This is a genomic window from Micromonospora sp. NPDC023644, from assembly GCF_040640115.1.
Taxonomy (GTDB): Bacteria; Actinomycetota; Actinomycetes; order Mycobacteriales; family Micromonosporaceae; genus Micromonospora.
Genome location: NZ_JBFABA010000020.1, coordinates 58,203 through 75,072, shown reverse-complemented (window position 1 = coordinate 75,072; position 16,870 = coordinate 58,203). Strand labels below are relative to the sequence as shown.

Genomic DNA, 16,870 nt, shown 5'->3' with positions numbered 1-16,870 from the left:
CGCCGGCGGATGGGCACTGGCCTGGCCACGCCCCCTGTCTATCAGGCTACGGGCCGTCGGGCGCCCGCTCCGGCGACAGGTGTACGCGCAGGAAGCGCAGCGCCGCCTCGTCGTCGTCGATCCCGCCCGCCTCGTGGCCGTTGTACCGCCAGACCGACAACTCCGTCGGCCCCCGGCAGGCGTTGACGGCGGCGAAGACGGTCGACGGCGGCACGATCTCGTCCATCAGCGCGACGGAGAAGCGCACCGGCAGGTGGCACCGGCGGGCGAAGTTCACCCCGTCGACGTACGCCAGGGTGGCCAGCACCCGCTCCTCGGCGTGCCGGTGCACGGCCAGGTAGTCGCGGATCTCGCCGTAGGGTCGGGCGTCGGTGAGCGCGATCCCGCGCGGCATGTCGCACAGGAACGGCACGCCGGCCACGACGGCCCGCAGGTCGGGCACCAGGGCGCCGACGGCGAGCGCCGCACCGCCGCCCTGGCTGTGCCCGAGGACCGCGACCCGCGCCGGGTCGACCGCCGGCAGGGTCCGGGCCGCGTCCACCGCCCGCACCGCGTCGGTGAGGAAGCGCCGGTAGTAGTACGTGCGCGGGTCCTCCACGCCCCGGGTGACCACCCCGGGGGCCTCGGGGCCGGCGGCGGCCGGATCCGGGGTGTCCCCCCGGGTCCAGCCCGCCCCCTGCCCCCGGGTGTCCATCTGCAGGTGCGCGAAGCCGGCCGAGGCCCAGAGCAGGTTCTCCAGCGGGTGGCCCCGGCCGCCGCCGTAGCCGGCGTACTGGACGACCGTGGGCAGGGGCGGTCGGGCGTCGCGCGGCAGCCGCAGCCAGCCCCGCACCGGCTGCCCGGCGAACCCGGGGAAGGTCACGTCGAGGACGTCGATCGTGCTCAGCCCGGTCTGCACCGGCTCGGCGCGCACCGGCCAGCCGCACTGGCGTGACTCGGCGACCGTGTCCGCCCAGAACCGGTCGAAGTCCGCCGGCTCGCGCACCCCGCCGCGGTACGCCCGCAACTGCTCCTCGGGCAGGTCGGTGAGGGCCATCGCTCAGCCGGCCGACGGCGTGACGGCGAAGCGGGGGTGCAGCCGCCGGGTGTGGTCGACGTGCCGGGCGGGGCCGCGCAGCGCGACCGCCGCCACGAGCCGGTGGTCGGTGCTGGACGCCGCGAGCCGCAGCTCCAGCTCCCCCGGCTCGACGACGCGCCGCCCGTCGCGCCCGGTGAACGAGAACAGGTCGGCGGGCACGGCCAGGTCGATCCGGCAGGCCGCGCCCGCCGCCAGCGGCACCCGGAGGTAGCCGACCAGCCGCTGCACCGGCTGGACCACCGAGGCCACCGGGTCGTGGGCGTACACCTGTACCACCTCGCTGCCCCACCGGGAGCCGGTGTTGCGCACCGTGAAGTGCAGCCGCAGCTCCCCGTCGGTCGCCGCGACCGGCTCGTCGACCACCAGGCCCGACCAGTCGAACGTGGTGTAGCCCAGGCCGTGCCCGAAGCCGTACGCCGGCGTCGGGTCGACGTTGGAGACGTCGCTGGCGTGGCCCAGCCGGGCCGACAGGTAGGTGGTCGGCTGCGCGCCCGGCCCCCGGGGCACGCTGACCGGCAGCCGCCCCTGCGGGGCGACCCGGCCGCTGAGCACGCCGGCGATGGCCGGGGTGCCCTCCTCGCCGGGGAAGAACGACTGCACGATCGCCGCCGCGTCGGTCACCGCCCGGCCCAGCGCGTAGGGCCGCCCGGCGAGCAGCGTCACCACCACGGGCGTACCGGTGTCCAGCAGCGCGTCGAGCAGGTGCTGCTGCGCCCCGGGCAGGGCCAGCGACTCGGCGTCGCAGCCCTCGCCGCTGGTGCCCCGCCCGAACAGGCCCGCCTCGTCGCCGAGCGCGGCGACCACCACGTCCGCGTCCCGCGCCGCCGCGACCGCCGCCGCCACCCCGCCGGTGTCGTCGCCGTCGACGCAGACGCCGGCCTCGGTGACCACGACGCTGTCGGCGAACTCGGCGCGCAGCGCCGCCGCCAGGGTGGGCAGCGTGATGCCGACGGGCACCTCGGGGTGCCGGGAGCCGACGTGGGCGGGGAACGAGTAGCAGCCCAGCACCGCCGTGGGGCTCTCCGCCTGCGGGCCGACCAGCGCGATCCGGGCCGGCCGGTGCAGCGGCAGGGTGCCGTCGTTGGCCAGCAGCACCACGGCGCGCTCGGCGACCTCGCGGGCCAGTGCCCGGTTGGCGGGCGGGTCCAGATCGACGGTGCCGCGCAGCGCGTCCGGGTCGGAGAGGTCGGCGCCGGCCAGCGCGGCCGGCACCGGGTTCCAGTCGGCGTCGAGCAGGCCGAGCTGCGCCTTCTGCGTCAGCACCCGACGGACCGCCCGGTCGACCAGCGCCTCCGGCACCGCGCCGGCCGCGAGCGCCTCGCGCAGCGGCTCGCCGAACGTCTTCACCGTCGGCAGCTCGACGTCCACGCCCGCGGCGAGGGCGGCGCCGGCCGCCTCCGCCCAGCTGCCGGCCACCCCGTGCAGGGTGCGCAGGAAGGCGATGCCGAAGTAGTCGGCCACGACGGTGCCCGGGAAGCCCCAGGCGTCGCGGAGCAGGCCGGTCAGCAGGTCCTCGTCGGCCGCCGAGGGAATCCCGTCGGTGTCGGTGTAGGCGTGCATCACCGACCGCGCGCCGCCCTCGCGCACCGCCATCTCGAACGGCGGGAGGATCACGTCGGCGCGCTCGCGGGGGCCCATCGCCACCGGCGCCAGGTTGCGCCCGCCCCGGGAGGCGGAGTAGCCGGCGAAGTGCTTCAGGGTGGCCACCACGCCGGCGGACTCCAGGCCCCGCACGTACGCGGTGGCGATGGTGCCCACCAGGTAGGGGTCCTCGCCGATCGTCTCCTCCACCCGCCCCCAGCGCGCGTCGCGCACCACGTCGAGCACCGGCGCCAGCCCCTGGTGCACGCCGACGCGGCGCAGGTCGGCGCCGATGGCGGCGGCCATCCGCCCGATCAGCTCCGGGTCGAAGGTGGCGCCCCAGGACAGCGGCACCGGGTACGCGGTGGCGCCCCAGGCGGCGAAGCCGGCCAGGCACTCCTCGTGCGCCATCGCCGGGATGCCGAACCGGTTGGCGGCGGCGATCCGCTGCTGGGTCCGCAGCAGGGACAGCGCCCCGAGCGCGGGGTCGACCGGGGCGGTGCCGAACGGGCGGGTCAGCTGGCCGAGGCCGGCGTCCAGCAGGTCGGCCAGGTCGACCGGTTCCTCCATCTCGTGCTGGTACGGCGCGACCTCTCCCCCGTCGGCGGCGGCGCCGACCCAGACTCCGTAGAGCTGGGCCACCTTCTCGGGCAGGGTCATCGCGGCGACCAGGGCGTCCACCCGGGTCGCGAGGTCGAGGGTCGGGTCGGTCCAGATCGCGGTGCCGGTGGCGATGTCGAGGGTCACGTTGTCGGTCACTTCCCTCCGACGCCCATCAGCCCCTGCACCAGGGCCCGCCGGGCGAACAGATAGACGAGCAGGACGGGCACCATCGACAGCACGACCGCGGCGAGCAGGCCGGGAATGTTGATCCCGTACTGCGTCTGGAAGTTGTAGAGGCCGAGGGTGATCACCTTGGTGGAGTCGGACTGGGTGAGGATCAGCGGGAACAGGAAGCCGTTCCACGCCTGCAGGGCGGAGAAGACCGCGATGGTGGCGATCCCGCCGCGCGACAGCGGCAGCACCAGTTGGCGGAACACCCGCGCCGGGCTGGCGCCGTCGATGGCCATCGCCTCGTACAGGTCCGCGGTGATGTCCCGCATGACGCCGCTGAGGATCAGCGCGCACACCGGCAGGGAGAAGGCGGCGGTGGGCAGGATGACGCCGACGAGGTTGTCGTAGAGCCCGGCCTTGCTGATCAGGTAGAAGATCGGCACGATGACCGCCTGCGCCGGGATCGCCAGGCCCAGCAGGAACAGTCGGAACACCCCGGAGGTGAGCCGGCTGCGGCTGCGCACGATGGCGTACGCCAGCGGGGGCACGAGCAGCAGCACGATGGCCACCACGCTCGCGGTCACCACCAGGGTGTTGAGCAGGTAGCGGCCGAAGCCCTCGTCGAAGGCGCCGGTGTAGTTGTCCAGGGTGAAGGTGTCGGGCAGGGCGATCGGGCCGTTGCGGCCGTACCCCTCGCGGGTCTGCACGGTGATCGCCACCATGACGTAGATCGGCAGGCCGACCAGGAGCAGCCAGGCCACGGCGCCGATCCCGGCGAGCCAGTTCGGGCGGTGCCGCTTCACAGTCCCTCCATGGTGGAGCGCATCCGGTCGTAGCCGGAGACCCGGACCACGATCAGCGAGATGACGGTGGCGACGACGACGAGGAGCAGGGCGATGGCCGCGCCGGCGCCGAAGTCGAAGCTGCGGAACGCCTGCTCGTACATGTGGTAGGCGGTGATGGTGGTGTCGGTGCCCGGGCCGCCCTGGGTGAGGATCAGCACGGTGTCGAACGTGGTCAGCCCGCCGACCACCATGAGGACCACCGATGTGATCATTGCGTTGCGCAGCTGCGGCAGGGTGACGTGGCGGAACTGCCCCCACCGGCCGGCGCCGTCGACCTCGGCGGCCTGGTAGAGCACCGCCGGCACGGCGCGGGCCGCGCCCTGGTAGATCAGCGCGTGGAACGGGATGAACTGCCAGCTGCCGACGAAGACCAGGACGGCGATCGCGCCCGTCCGGCTGCCGAAGAGGTTGCCGTCGCCGAACAGCCACGGGGCCTGGCCGGGCACGCCGAAGTTCGGGTCGAGCAGCGCCCGCCACAGCACCGACACGGCGGTCGCCGAGAGCAGCAGCGGGAGGAAGAAGATGGCGGACAGCACGGCGCGGTTGCGCTGCGGCCCGGCCGCCCACACGCCGATCAGCAGGCTCAGCGGCGTCTGCACCAGCACGCCGAGGGCGGTGAGCAGGACGCTGAGCCATAGGCTGTTGATCATGACGGGATCGCGGGCGAGCCGCTGCCAGTTCTCCAGCCCGACGTACTCCGGCGAGCCGAGGCCCGCCCAGCTGGTGAAGCTGAGCACGACCACGAGGACCAGCGGGACGAGTGCGAAGAGCCCGAAGAACAGGGTCGCGGGGAGGGCCCAGGCGAAGCCCGGGCGGCTGAGGGTGGGGCCGCCCGGGCGTCGTCGGGCCCGTCGCTGCTCCGTCACGGTGGGGGCGGCGAGGGTGGTGGTGGACATGGCCGCGGTCAGCCCGCCTGCAGGGACTGCATGGCCTTGATGAAGCCGGCGGCGTCCATCCGGCCGTTGCAGTACTGCTGCACGGCCTGGTGGATGGTCGTCGTCGCGGCCGGCGGGTACGCCTGGTCCCAGGAGAGCTGGAAGTTCGGGGCCTCCTTGACCAGGGTGAACTGGTACTTCAGGTAGTCCGGGTTGGTGGCGCCGTCGAGGAACTTCTCGGTGTTGGTGGTGGTCGGCAGGTTGCCGATGGACAGCTGCGCCTGGACGAACTCGTCGGAGTACTGGAGCTTGAGGAACTCGACCACCGCCTCCGGGTGCCGGGTCTTCTTCAGCACGGAGTAGAAGTTGTTGGTGTTGCCGACCACGTTGCGCGGGTCGCCCTTGCCGCCCGGGACGCTCGGGAAGGCGCTCCAGCCGAGGCCCTCGGCGGCGAACGTCGGGTTGGCGTCGTGGTGGGTCGAGTAGTTCCAGGAGCCCATCAGCTCGAAGCCGGCCCTGCCGCCCGCGAGCAGGGCGGGCGAGCCGCCGTCGGTGAACTTGACCGAGTCGAAGTTGGTGCCGAACGCGCCCGCGTCGGTCAGTTGCCGCAGCAGTTCCAGGGCGCGGCGGCTCTCCGGGCTCTCCCAGGCGCCCTTGTCCCCGTCGAGCGCCCGCGCGAACAGCTCGGGGCCCGCCACCCGGTCGTAGAGGTACTGGTACCACATCTGGGTGGGCCACTGGTCGCCGCCGCCGAGGGCGATCGGCGTGATCCCCTTGCCCTTGAGGGTCTTCACGGCGGCCAGCAGGTCGTCCCACGTCTTCGGCGGGGTGATGCCGGCGTCGGCGAGGACCTTCTTGTTGTGGAACAGCAGCACCGGCTGGGTGCCGCGCATCGGCACCCCGTACGCCTTGCCGTCGACCATGGCGGTGTTGAAGACCGAGGGCAGGAAGTTCCCCTTGAGCCCCGGATCCTTGGCGATCATGTCGTCCAACGGCAGCAGCAGGTCGGCCTTGACGAACGGGGCGATGCTGCCGCCGCCCCAGTTGAAGAAGACGTCCGGCGCCTGCTTGGTGTTGATAATGGTCTGGAGCTTGGTCTGGTAGTCGGCGCCGGGGATGGTGTCCAGCACCGCCTTGACCTTCGACGTCTTGTTGAACGTCTCGACGAGCTGTTTCTCGACCTTGTTGGTGGCGTCGCCGTAGACCAGGATGCGGATCTCGTCCGGGCCGGCGGCCGAGTCACCGTCGCCGCAGGCGGTCAGTGGCAGCGCCAGCGCCAGGGCGGCGCCGAGCGCGACGACCCGGGCGAGCCGCGTGCGTACAGTCATGATCGACCTCTCGTGGTGGGGGTGTGGTGGGGGACGTCGCCGCCGGCGCGACGACCGAAAGGCGTCCGACAAGTTTCCGGAATACTTCCGTAACTCGTCCGAACGCTAGAACCGACCTGCCGTGTCGTCAACCCCCGATCGTGGGGCAAGATGGGCCGGTGGAGCGGCCCCGCCGTTCCGGACGTTTTTCGGTGGTGACGGGTACGGTCGGTCTTCCGACCGGTGAAGGAGACGCGGGTGGACGGCGACGACGGGCGCAGGATCACCATCACCGCTATCGCGCGGGAGGCCGGGGTCTCGGTGCCGACCGTGTCGCGGGTGCTCAACGGGCGCTCGGACGTGGCCCCCGACACCCGCGAGCGGGTGGAGGAGCTGCTGCGCCACCACGGCTACCAACGCCGCGGCAGCCGCACGGTGAGCCGCGCCGGCCTGGTGGACCTGGTCTTCAACGACCTCGACAGCCCCTGGGCGGTGGAGATCATCCGGGGTGTCGAAGACGTCGGACACGGCGCGGGCGTCGGCACCGTGGTCTCCGCGATACACCGCCAGTCCACCGCCGCCCGGCAGTGGTTGCAGAACCTGCGGGCCCGCGCCACCGACGGCGTCATCTTCGTGACCTCGCACCTGAGCCCGCCGCTGCACGCGCAGCTGCGCCGCCTCAACGTGCCCGTGGTCGTCGTCGACCCGGCCGGCGTGCCCGCCACCGACGTGCCCACCATCGGGGCCACCAACTGGGCCGGCGGGCTCGCCGCGACCGAGCACCTGCTCTCGCTCGGGCACCGGCGGATCGGCTTCGTCGCCGGGCCGACGCACCTGCTGTGCAGCCGGGCCCGCCTCGACGGCCACCGGGCCGCGCTGGAGGCGGCCGGGGCGCCGGTGGAGGACCGGCTGGTGCACCCCGGCGACTTCTACCACGCCTCGGGCTTCGCCGCCGGGACGGCGCTGCTCGACCTCGACGACCCGCCGACGGCCATCTTCGCGGCCAGCGACCAGATGGCCTTCGGCGTCTACGAGGCCGTACGGCGCCGGGGCCTGCGGATCCCCGGCGACGTCAGCGTGGTGGGCTTCGACGACCTGCCCGAGGCCCGCTGGGCCTCACCGCCGCTGACCACCGTCCGGCAGCCGCTGGTGGAGATGGGTCGCCTGGCCGCCCGGACCGTGCTGCGGCTGGCGCAGGGCGAGGGGATCGACTCCCCCCGGGTGGAACTCGCCACCAACCTGGTCGTCCGGGACAGCACGGCCCCGCCGCGCCGGCCGTGACGGCCGTCGCGCCGCCAACCGCCCGGCGCTGGCGCTCCCGGTGCGGTTCCGGAAGTTCCGGTCGCTAGCCGCTCCCGCTACCGCCGCTCCCCCACCGCCCGGGGCCGCCCGGAAGTTCCGGAACGACGCGCCCCGGGCGGCGGGAGTCGGCGTGGGCGGCGGCGCGCCCTCGGCGCCGACGGCGACGGCGTCAGCCCGCTCAGCGGTGCTGGTGGTGGTGCCGGACCGCCCGCCGGATGTCCACCGGCAGGGCGGGCGCGCCGTCGACCGGCGCGGGGTCCTCGGCGGTGGGGGCGATGCCGCCGGCGGCGATCCGGTCGAGAGTGGCCAGCCCGGCGGCGTCGATCGAGCCGAAGACCGTGTAGTGGGGGCGCAGCGCGGAATCGCCCTGGACCAGGAAGAACTGGCTGCCGTTGGTGTCGGGGCCCGCGTTGGCCATGGCGAGGGTGCCCCGGGCGTAGAGCCGGCGCACGCCGGTCGGGTCGGTCGGCGCCGGCGGGAGGTCGGTGGGCAACTCGTCGGCGTAGCGGTAGCCGGGACCGCCGGAGCCGGTGCCGGACGGGTCACCGCACTGCAGCACCCGCAACGTCGGGTACGCGGTGAGCCGGTGGCAGGAGGTCCGGTCGTAGAAGCGGTGGCGCACCAGGTGCAGGAAGCTCTGCACGGTGCAGGGGGCCGCCTCCCGGTCGAGGGTCAGCCCGATCGGCCCCTGGTTGGTCCGCAACGTGACCCGCACGGTGCCCCGGTCGGGGGTGCGCCTCGGGTCGGGCGGCAGCGGGACCGGGCGGGCGGCCGGGTCCTCGGGCGTCTCCGCGTACGCGCACGGGCCGGGCGTGACCCGGGGCTCGGCGGAGGCGTCGGCCGGGGACCCGCCGGGCGCGGCGACCGCGGCGGCGCCACCACCGGTGACCAGCGCGCCCGCGATCAGGGCCACCCCGGCGAGGCGGGTCAGCGTACGGGCCGGCCGGCGGCGTGCCCCGGTCGACGGCGGGACGGGGTGCGGTCGGGGTTCGCTCGACAAGGGGTCCTCCCTGGACTCGTGGCGCCAGAAAGACCGGAGTCTATGGATCCCGTCGTCGCTTGTCGATCCGTCCCGCCCCTGCCGCGGCGCGGAGGCGACCCCCCTACCGGCGCCGCACCGCCCGGCGGCGCCAGAGCAGCGCGGTCCCCAGCAGCGCGACCGCCGACGCGACGAGCGCGGCCACGGGCCACCGTGCGACCAGCCCGTCCTCGATCGGGCCGCTGGCCGCCGCCGGGCGCGGCTCGCCGGTGACGGCCAGCGCGGGCGGCGAGGCGGCCGCCGACGCGGTCAGCTCCCCCGGCTCGACCAGCCGGCCGACGGCCGAGCCCCGGGGCAACGAGAAGCCCCAGTCGAGCAGGGCGGCGCCCTGCTCCCAGCCCCGCGCGGGCTGCGGCTCGGCACCGAGCAGCGTGACCACCAGCCGCCGCCCGTTGCGCTGGGCCGCCCCGACGTAGGTGTGCCGGGCCAGGTCGGTGAAGCCGGTCTTGCCGCCGAGCGCGCCCGGGTACCGGTAGACGAGCTGGTTCTCGTTCTGGATCTCGAAACCCTTGGTCCGCTGCGCCGGCTGGGCGGGGATGCGGTGCGTCTCGGTCAGCGCGTACCGGCGGAACGTCGGGTCGGCGAAGCAGGCCCGGGCGATCAACGCCAGGTCGTACGCGCTGGTGAACTGGCCTCGTCCGTCGAGGCCGGACGGCGTCACCGCGTGGGTCTGCAGGGCGCCGAGGCGGTGCGCCTCCTCGTTCATCGCCCGCACGCCGCCGGCCATCCCGTCCGGGCCGCCGCCGAGGCGGGCCAGCGCGTTGGCCGCCTCGTTGCCCGACTGGAGCAGCAGCCCGAGCCAGACGGTCTCGATCCGGTAGCGCCCGCCGGCGACCAGCCCGACGGCCGACGAGCCGGGTTCGATGTCCATGTCCCCGTCGGTGACGGTGACGACCTGCTGCGGGTCGAGTCGGGGCAGCATGGTGGCCGCCAGCAGCAGCTTCTGCACGCTGGCCGGGGTGCCGTACTCGTGCGGGCCGCAGCCGCCCAGCACCTCGCCGCTGTCCAGGTCCGCGACCAGCCACGAGGTCGCGGTGACCGCCGGCGGGCGCGCGGTCCCCGCCGGGACGACCAGACCGGCGGTGTCCAGCGCCGGGCCGCCGACGGCCCGCTCCTGCGGCACGGCGGGCGGCGGCGACGGACGCGGCGGCCGGGACACCCGGGGCGCGGGCGCCTTCGGGCAGGGCACGACGCCGGCCGAGGACGGCACGACGCCGGGCGCGGAGGACACGACGCCGGGCGCGGACGGCACCACGCCGGCCGAGGACGGCACGACGCCAGGCGCGGACGACACGACGCCGGGCGTGGGCGGCGCGGGAGCGGCGGGGCCGGTCGGGCTGGCCGCCGCGGGGACGGGAGCGCCGGCACCGAGGAGGGCGGCGGTCGCCGTGGCCGCCAGCAGCCGAACCTTCATGCCCCGCACCCTAGTCGGCGGAGTTCGGGGTGCGGGCCGGGTTCCCCAGGCCCGGCGCCCACGGCGCCCCGGGGCGGGACCGCGCGGTCCCGCCCGCAGGTGCGCGCGGCGGCGCGGCGCGCGGGGCCGGCCGCCCCGATTCCGGGACCATCGGCCCTGCCGCCGGGCCGAGCCGGGACGGATGCTGGGAACCGAAAGCGGTAGACGATCTTCCGGTTTGCCGGCGGGTGCCGCCGCACCGGCGACCCCGCCTCGCGGGCCGCACCACACCGACGAAGGGACGACCATGGAAGCCCTCTCGCTGACCCGCCTCGCCGACGAGCAGCTCGCCGCCGCGCGGGAGGCCGACAGCGGACGCAGCGCCCGTTCCCTGCACCCGGGCCGGGACCGTCGGCTGCGGCAGACCCTGCTCGCCCTGCGCGGCGGTCGGTCCCTCGACGAGCACGACAGCCCGGGCGAGGCGACGCTCCAGGTGCTCGTGGGGCAGGTGCGCCTGGTGGCCGGGGACGAGTCCTGGGAGGGCGCCGCCGGCGACCTCGTGGTCATTCCGCCGGTACGGCACGCGCTGCACGCCGTCACGGACGCCGCCGTCCTGCTCACCGTGACGCCGCGGCCGTGACCACCGTCCCGGCCCACCGTCGCCGCCCGACCGTCGGCCCGGCCGGGCGGCCCGCCTCGGGCGCGTCCGGTCCCGCGCCGGCCCGGGGGCGGTCGCCGGGCTGGGTGCCGCCGCAGCACGGCGCGTGGGCGATGCTGCTGCTGCCCGTCCTGGCGGCGCTGACCGTCACCGGCCCGCACCCGCTGCACCTGCCCCTGCTCGGGGCCGCGCTCGCCGGGTACCCGCTGTCGTACTTCGGGTTGCAGGCGGTCAAGACCGGCCGGTTCCGCCGGGTACGGCCGCAGCTCGTCGGGTACGGCCTCGCCACGGTCGCGCTGGCCGCGCCGGTGCTGGTGGCCCGGCCCGCGACGCTCGCCTACGCCCCGCTCTACGCGGTCCTCGCCGCCGTGAACGCCGGCTACGCGCGCTGGCGGCGGGACCGGGCGTTCGTCAACGACCTCGCCTTCGTGATGCAGTGCGGGCTGCTCGGTCTCGTCGTCGCCACGGTCGCCGGGGTGCCGTGGACCAGGGTGGCCGGGGTGACGGTCGTGGCGCTGGGCTACCTGGTCGGCACCGTCCTGCACGTCAAGACGATGATCCGGGAGCGGGACAGCGTCCGGTACCGGTGGGCGTCGTGGACGTACCACGGCGTCGCCGCCGTCGCCGCCGTGCTCTGGGCGTCGGTGCCCGTCGCCGTGGTCTTCGCCGTGCTGCTCGCCCGGGCGGTCGTGCTCGCCGGGCGCCGGGTCACGCCGAAGCGGGTGGGGCTGGTCGAGACGGCGTGCGCCCTGCTGGTGCTGGCAGCCGTGCCGCTCTGACGGGCCGGCGCGAGATCGGCAGCCATCGGCGCGCCGCCGGCGGCGGTCGGCACGAAATCGGCAGCGGTCGGCACGCCGCCGGCAGGGGCGTCCACTCGGATACCGTCGTGGATGCCTCGATCAGTCGGACATGGACGGTGCCGTCATGCGTTTCCTCTTCCTCCTCGGCAGCTCACGCTCCGGCGGCAACACCGAACTCCTGGCCCGGCGCGCCGCGGCCGCGCTGCCGGCCGGCGTCGAGCAGCGCTGGCTCCACCTGGCCGACCACCCCCTGGCGCCTTTCCGGGACATCCGGCACGACGAGCAGCGCTACGTGCCGCCGACCGGCAACGAGGCGCTGCTGCTGACCGAGACGCTCGCCGCGACCGACCTGGTGATCGCCTCGCCGCTCTACTGGTACAGCGTCAGCGCCGCCACCAAGCTCTACCTCGACCACTGGTCCGGCTGGCTGCGGGTGCCCGGCGTCGACTTCCGCCAGCGCATGCGGGGCCGCCGGATGTGGGCGGTCAGCGCCCTCAACGACGAGGACCCGGCCACGGCGGACCCGCTGGTGACCACCCTGCGGCGCAGCGCCGACTACCTAGGCATGCGATGGGGCGGCGCGCTGCTCGGTCAGGCCAACCGGCCCGGCGACGTGCTCCGCGACGCCGCCGCGCTCCGTGCCGCCGACGCCTTCTTCGGCCCGACGCCGCCCGAAGCCGGCGCGCAGGACGGCTGGGTCGCGCAACCCGCGTCCCGCTGACCCGGGATCGCGGCGCGAGTCCCTGCGCGGCCCGCGTCGACGGGTGGGCTCCCACGGGGCGGGACGCAGCGCGTCGGTTGGCTCACAAGCCGTTGCCTCCGGCGTCGCCCAGCGACTAGAAACCGGGGAACGATCGCCCGGACCTCCCGGCGACGGTGGCGAGGTGATGGCCGTGGCTCTGATCCCCTACGACGACACCGACTCGGCGGCCTTCGCCGCAACCCGGGAGCTGCCGCGCAGCGGCCTGGACCGGTGGCGGCACGCGGTGCAGCAACACCTGCGGCCGCGTGCCGGCACCACCGTGCTCGACCTCGGCGCCGGCACCGGCGCCTGGGCCGCCGCCTTCACCGAGTGGTTCGGCGCCCGGGTGCTGGGGGTGGAGCCCGCCGAGGCGATGCGCTCCCGCGCCACCCACCGGCCGCTGCTCGCCGGCGACGCCGTCGCGCTGCCGCTGCGCGACTCCGTGGCCGACGCCGCGTGGCTGTCCACGGTGGTCCACCACATCCCCGACCTCGACGCGGCGGCGCGCGAGCTGCGCCGGGTGCTCCGGCCGGGCGCCCCCGTGCTGATCCGCTCGCCGTTTCCCGGCCGGCACCAACGGATCACGCTGTTCCGCTGGTTCCCGGAGGCCGTACGGGTCCTCGAGACCTACCCGGACCTGGCCCGGGTGCGGGCGGCGTTCGCCACGGCCGGGTTCACCGTCAGCACCGTCGAGCCCGTCGCACAGACCACGGCGGCGTCGCTGGCCGAGTTCGCCGAGCGCCTCGACCGCCGGGCCCACACCCCGCTCCAGCTGATCACCGACGAGGAGTACGCCGACGGCCTGGCCCGGCTCCGGGCCGCAGCCGCCGGGGCGAGCGGCCCGGTCGTCGACCACCTCGACCTGCTGGTGCTGCGCTGAGTCACCCGGGCAGGGCCGCGTCGCGGTCCCGCAGGTAGTCGTGGAGCGCCGCCGAGGCGCGCAGCCGTCGCAGGCTGCGCCGGTGCAGCTCCTGCTCCCGCTTGGCCAGCTCCGCGTGGACGCGCTGGGCGCTGCCGGCGGTGCGCATCTCGTCGAGCACGGCCGCGACGATGTCGAACGGGTACGCCCCCCGGCGCAGCAGCGCGACGACCTGCGCGGCGCGCACCTCGGCCGCGTCGTACACCCGGTAGCCGGTGCCGCGCTCGCGGACCGGCCGGAGCAGGCCGCGCTGCTCCCACAGTCGTAGCTGCGAGGTGCGGACGCCGACCAGGTCGGCGACCTCGCCGATGCGGGCCCCGCGCCGGGGCGCCGGCAGGACGGCGGCCGGGCTGGTCACCACGGTCTCGAACGCGCCCAGCACCCGCCGGATGTCGGCCCGCTCGCGGTCCAGCTCGGCGTGGCCGGCGTCGAGCGCGGCCAGCGCCGCCGCCAGGTCGCCCCGGTGCACCGCGGCCATGACCTCCCGGGTACGCGCCCAGCCGTGCCCCTCGGCCATCCGCCGGAGAACCGCCAACGCCCGCACGTGGTCGGCGGTGAAGACGCGGTAACCGGCGGGGGTGCGCTCGACCGGCGGCAGCACGCCGAGGTCGACGTAGTTGCGGACCTGCTGGACGGAGATGCCGGCGGTCGCCGCGACCTGAGCCCCCCGCCACCGCCCGGCCGGTCGTCGCGAATCCACCACCGGGCCACCCTACCCGTCTCCACGCTGTTTGAGACTTCCCCGCCCGCTTCGGGCGGCCATCGCAGCGCAGCGACGTGAAACCCTACACGGGCGGTTCAATGAGACGATTGAATGCGGCCTGGCCTCCGTAGATGTAGCTCGGGCGGAACTCCGCCCACGATCTCGCGAAGGGTTCGCATGCAGCAGCCAGCACGGTCCGCCGCCGACAGCCACGACATGATCGAGGTACGCGGCGCCCGGGAGAACAACCTCGCCTCCGTCTCGGTCGACATCCCCAAGCGCCGGCTGACCGTCTTCACCGGGGTCTCCGGCTCCGGCAAGTCCTCCCTGGTCTTCGGGACCATCGCCGCCGAGTCGCAGCGCCTGATCAACGAGACCTACAGCGCCTTCCTCCAGTCGTTCATGCCGAACCTGAGCCGCCCCGACGTCGACTCGCTGCGCAACCTGAGCGCGGCCATCGTCGTCGACCAGGAGCGGATGGGCGCGAACTCGCGCTCCACCGTCGGCACCGCCACCGACGCGTACGCGATGCTGCGGATCGTCTTCAGCCGGCTCGGCACCCCGCACGTGGGTGCGGCCGGCGCGTTCAGTTTCAACCTGGCCGAGGGCATGTGCCCGACCTGCGAGGGCCTCGGGCGGGTCTCCGACCTCGACGTCGACGAGTTGGTCGACCGCGAGCGCTCGCTCAACGACGGCGCGATCAAGGTGCCCAACTTCGCGGTCGACTCGTGGTACTGGCAGACCATCGTCAACTCGGGGTTGTTCGACCCGGACGCCAAGCTCCAGGACTACACGCCGCAACAGTGGGAGGACTTCCTCCACAAGCCGCCCACCAAGATCAAGGTAGGCGGCAACAACTGGACGTACGAGGGCCTGGTGGTCAAGGTGCGCCGGCTCTACCTGGCCAAGGACCGCGAGTCGATGCAGGCGCACATCCGCGCGTTCGTCGACCGGGCGGTCACCTTCACCACCTGCGCCGCCTGCCGGGGCAGCCGGCTCAACGCGGCGGCGCTGTCCTGCCGGATCGACGGGCGCAACATCGCGGAATGCTCGGCGATGCAGATCAGCGACCTGGCCGAGTTCGTCCGCGCGATCGACGATCCCTCGGTCGCCCCGCTGGTCGGCAACCTGCGTGAGCTGCTCGACTCGCTGGTCGAGATCGGCCTGGGCTACCTCAGCCTGGACCGCGAGTCCGCCACCCTCTCCGGCGGCGAGGCGCAGCGGGTGAAGATGGTCCGGCACCTCGGCTCCAGCCTCTCCGACGTCACGTACGTCTTCGACGAACCCACCGTGGGCCTGCACCCGCACGACATCGCCCGGATGAACGACCTGCTGCTGCGCCTGCGCGACAAGGGCAACACGGTGCTCGTCGTCGAGCACAAGCCCGAGACGATCGCCATCGCCGACCACGTGGTCGACCTCGGGCCCGGGGCCGGCACGGCCGGCGGCCGGATCTGCTTCACCGGCGACGTCGCCGGCCTGCGCCGCTCCGACACGCTGACCGGCCGGCACCTCGACCACCGGGTACGCCTGCGCGAGCACGTACGCCGGCCGTCGGGCCAGCTGTCGATCCGCAACGCCGACCTGCACAACCTGCGGGACGTCAGCGTCGACATCCCGCTCGGCGTGCTGACCGTGGTGACCGGGGTGGCCGGTTCCGGCAAGAGCTCGCTGATCCACGGCTCGCTGCACCGCCGCGACGGCGTGGTGGTCGTCGACCAGTCGCCGATCCGGGGTTCCCGGCGCAGCAACCCGGCCACCTACACCGGCCTGCTGGACCCGATCCGCACCGCCTTCGCCAAGGCCAACGGGGTCAAGGCCGCGCTGTTCAGCGCCAACTCCGAGGGCGCCTGCCCGACCTGCAAGGGCATCGGCCTGGTCTACACCGACCTGGCGATGATGGCCGGTGTCGCCTCGGTCTGCGAGCGGTGCGAGGGGCGGCGCTTCACCGACGAGGTGCTCACCTACCGGCTGCGGGGCAGGAACATCAGCGAGGTGCTCGCGATGCCCGCCACGGAGGCCCGGGACTTCTTCCCCGGCGGCGCCGCCCGGGCGATCCTCGACCGGCTGGTCGACGTCGGGCTCGGCTACCTCACCCTGGGCCAGCCGCTCAACACGCTCTCCGGCGGCGAGCGGCAACGGCTCAAGCTGGCCATCCGCATGGCCGACAGCGGAAGCACCTACGTGCTGGACGAGCCGACCACCGGCCTGCACCTGGCCGACGTGGACCAGTTGCTCGCCCTGCTGGACCGGCTGGTCGACGCCGGCAACACCGTGGTCGTGATCGAGCACCACCAGGCGGTCATGGCGCACGCCGACTGGCTGATCGACCTCGGGCCGGGGGCGGGGCACGACGGCGGCCGGATCGTCTTCACCGGCACGCCGGCCGACCTCGTCGCCCACGGCGACACGCTGACCGCCCGACACCTGCGCGAGTACGTGGACCGCTGACCACCGGCCGATGCCCGGGTCTCCCCCCGCCGGACGTCAGCGTCCCGACGCGGGGAGCGCCCGGGCGGACGGCGCCGCCAGCCGGCGCAACCATCGCCGCAGCGGCGACACCGACGCCGCGACCGGGGTGAGCAGCCCGACGATGATCAGCAGGGCGTCGAGGAAGAGCGTCGCGAGCACGACGAGGACGGCCAGGGACGCCACGGTGCGGGCGATCACCGCCGCCGGGCGGGCGGGCGCCCGGTGGGCGCCGTGGCGACGGACGGGGACACGGGGTGGAGCCATGGTGCCTGGTACCTACCTCAGAGCTCGGGTGCGCGCCTCTCCTACCCCCCGTGAGCTGCCGGAACACGGCCGATGACAAGCACCACACCGCGCCGCGCACCGACCCCCGGGGGCCCCG

The 16,870-nt window shown here is 74.7% G+C and carries 15 protein-coding genes; 6 read left to right on the top strand and 9 right to left on the bottom strand.

The genetic code is table 11. The features are described 5' to 3' along the window. Positions 1-46: 46 nt before the first annotated feature. The 5 genes from AB0G08_RS17020 to AB0G08_RS17000 are packed head-to-tail and all read right to left on the bottom strand — an operon-like array spanning position 47 to position 6,481. Positions 47-1,036 (bottom strand): acetylxylan esterase, encoded by a 990-nt coding sequence (locus AB0G08_RS17020; RefSeq protein ID WP_358088397.1) that lies wholly within the window; start codon positions 1,034-1,036, stop codon positions 47-49. Positions 1,037-1,039: 3 nt separating this feature from the next. Then, on the bottom strand, positions 1,040-3,418 hold the full coding sequence (locus AB0G08_RS17015; RefSeq protein ID WP_358088394.1) for a glycoside hydrolase family 3 N-terminal domain-containing protein: 2,379 nt from the start codon (positions 3,416-3,418) through the stop codon (positions 1,040-1,042). Then, the gene (locus tag AB0G08_RS17010) at positions 3,415-4,236 is read right to left on the bottom strand and encodes a carbohydrate ABC transporter permease (protein WP_358088391.1); all 822 of its coding nucleotides are present in this window, start codon (positions 4,234-4,236) and stop codon (positions 3,415-3,417) included. The genes AB0G08_RS17015 and AB0G08_RS17010 overlap by 4 nt, the downstream gene beginning before the upstream one ends. Next, positions 4,233-5,174 (bottom strand): sugar ABC transporter permease, encoded by a 942-nt coding sequence (locus tag AB0G08_RS17005; RefSeq protein ID WP_358088388.1) that lies wholly within the window; start codon positions 5,172-5,174, stop codon positions 4,233-4,235. Before AB0G08_RS17005 ends, AB0G08_RS17010 begins: the two co-directional genes overlap by 4 nt. Positions 5,175-5,182: 8 nt before the next feature. After that, on the bottom strand, positions 5,183-6,481 hold the full coding sequence (locus tag AB0G08_RS17000; RefSeq protein WP_358088385.1) for an extracellular solute-binding protein: 1,299 nt from the start codon (positions 6,479-6,481) through the stop codon (positions 5,183-5,185). A 237-nt stretch (positions 6,482-6,718) separates the two neighbouring features. Here AB0G08_RS17000 and AB0G08_RS16995 point away from each other — a divergent pair, with 237 nt between their 5' ends. Continuing rightward, positions 6,719-7,741, top strand: a complete 1,023-nt coding sequence (locus AB0G08_RS16995; protein WP_358088383.1) for a LacI family DNA-binding transcriptional regulator — start codon at positions 6,719-6,721, stop codon at positions 7,739-7,741. Positions 7,742-7,940: 199 nt separating this feature from the next. Here the strand turns inward: AB0G08_RS16995 and AB0G08_RS16990 are convergent, their stop codons facing one another. Together AB0G08_RS16990 and AB0G08_RS16985 are read right to left on the bottom strand one after the other, a co-directional pair. After that, entirely contained in the window at positions 7,941-8,675 is a 735-nt protein-coding gene (locus tag AB0G08_RS16990; protein ID WP_358088448.1) for a peptidylprolyl isomerase, read from the bottom strand. A 190-nt stretch (positions 8,676-8,865) separates the two neighbouring features. Next, positions 8,866-10,215 (bottom strand): D-alanyl-D-alanine carboxypeptidase, encoded by a 1,350-nt coding sequence (locus tag AB0G08_RS16985; protein ID WP_358088380.1) that lies wholly within the window; start codon positions 10,213-10,215, stop codon positions 8,866-8,868. Positions 10,216-10,501: 286 nt separating this feature from the next. Between AB0G08_RS16985 and AB0G08_RS16980 the strand changes: the two genes are divergently transcribed. From AB0G08_RS16980 to AB0G08_RS16965, 4 genes are all read left to right on the top strand, one after another. Then, positions 10,502-10,834 carry a cupin domain-containing protein gene (locus AB0G08_RS16980; RefSeq protein WP_358088377.1) on the top strand — a complete coding sequence of 111 codons (333 nt, stop codon included), beginning with the start codon at positions 10,502-10,504 and terminating at the stop codon, positions 10,832-10,834. Beyond that, a complete protein-coding gene (locus AB0G08_RS16975; protein WP_358088374.1) occupies positions 10,831-11,631 on the top strand; it encodes a YwiC-like family protein in 801 nt (266 codons plus the stop codon). The genes AB0G08_RS16980 and AB0G08_RS16975 overlap by 4 nt, the downstream gene beginning before the upstream one ends. A gap of 145 nt (positions 11,632-11,776) precedes the next feature. Then, entirely contained in the window at positions 11,777-12,373 is a 597-nt protein-coding gene (locus AB0G08_RS16970; RefSeq protein ID WP_358088371.1) for an NAD(P)H-dependent oxidoreductase, read from the top strand. Between the two features lie 172 nt (positions 12,374-12,545). Beyond that, positions 12,546-13,274, top strand: a complete 729-nt coding sequence (locus AB0G08_RS16965; RefSeq protein WP_358088369.1) for a methyltransferase domain-containing protein — start codon at positions 12,546-12,548, stop codon at positions 13,272-13,274. A 1-nt stretch (position 13,275) separates the two neighbouring features. Here the strand turns inward: AB0G08_RS16965 and AB0G08_RS16960 are convergent, their stop codons facing one another. Continuing rightward, a complete protein-coding gene (locus tag AB0G08_RS16960; RefSeq protein WP_358088366.1) occupies positions 13,276-14,016 on the bottom strand; it encodes a MerR family transcriptional regulator in 741 nt (246 codons plus the stop codon). Positions 14,017-14,193: 177 nt separating this feature from the next. On the opposite strand from AB0G08_RS16960, the gene AB0G08_RS16955 reads away from it, so the two are divergent. Beyond that, the gene (locus tag AB0G08_RS16955; RefSeq protein ID WP_358088363.1) at positions 14,194-16,467 is read left to right on the top strand and encodes an excinuclease ABC subunit UvrA; all 2,274 of its coding nucleotides are present in this window, start codon (positions 14,194-14,196) and stop codon (positions 16,465-16,467) included. Positions 16,468-16,503: 36 nt separating this feature from the next. Here the strand turns inward: AB0G08_RS16955 and AB0G08_RS16950 are convergent, their stop codons facing one another. Next, entirely contained in the window at positions 16,504-16,752 is a 249-nt protein-coding gene (locus AB0G08_RS16950; RefSeq protein ID WP_358088361.1) for a hypothetical protein, read from the bottom strand. Between the last annotated feature and the right edge of the window lie 118 nt (positions 16,753-16,870).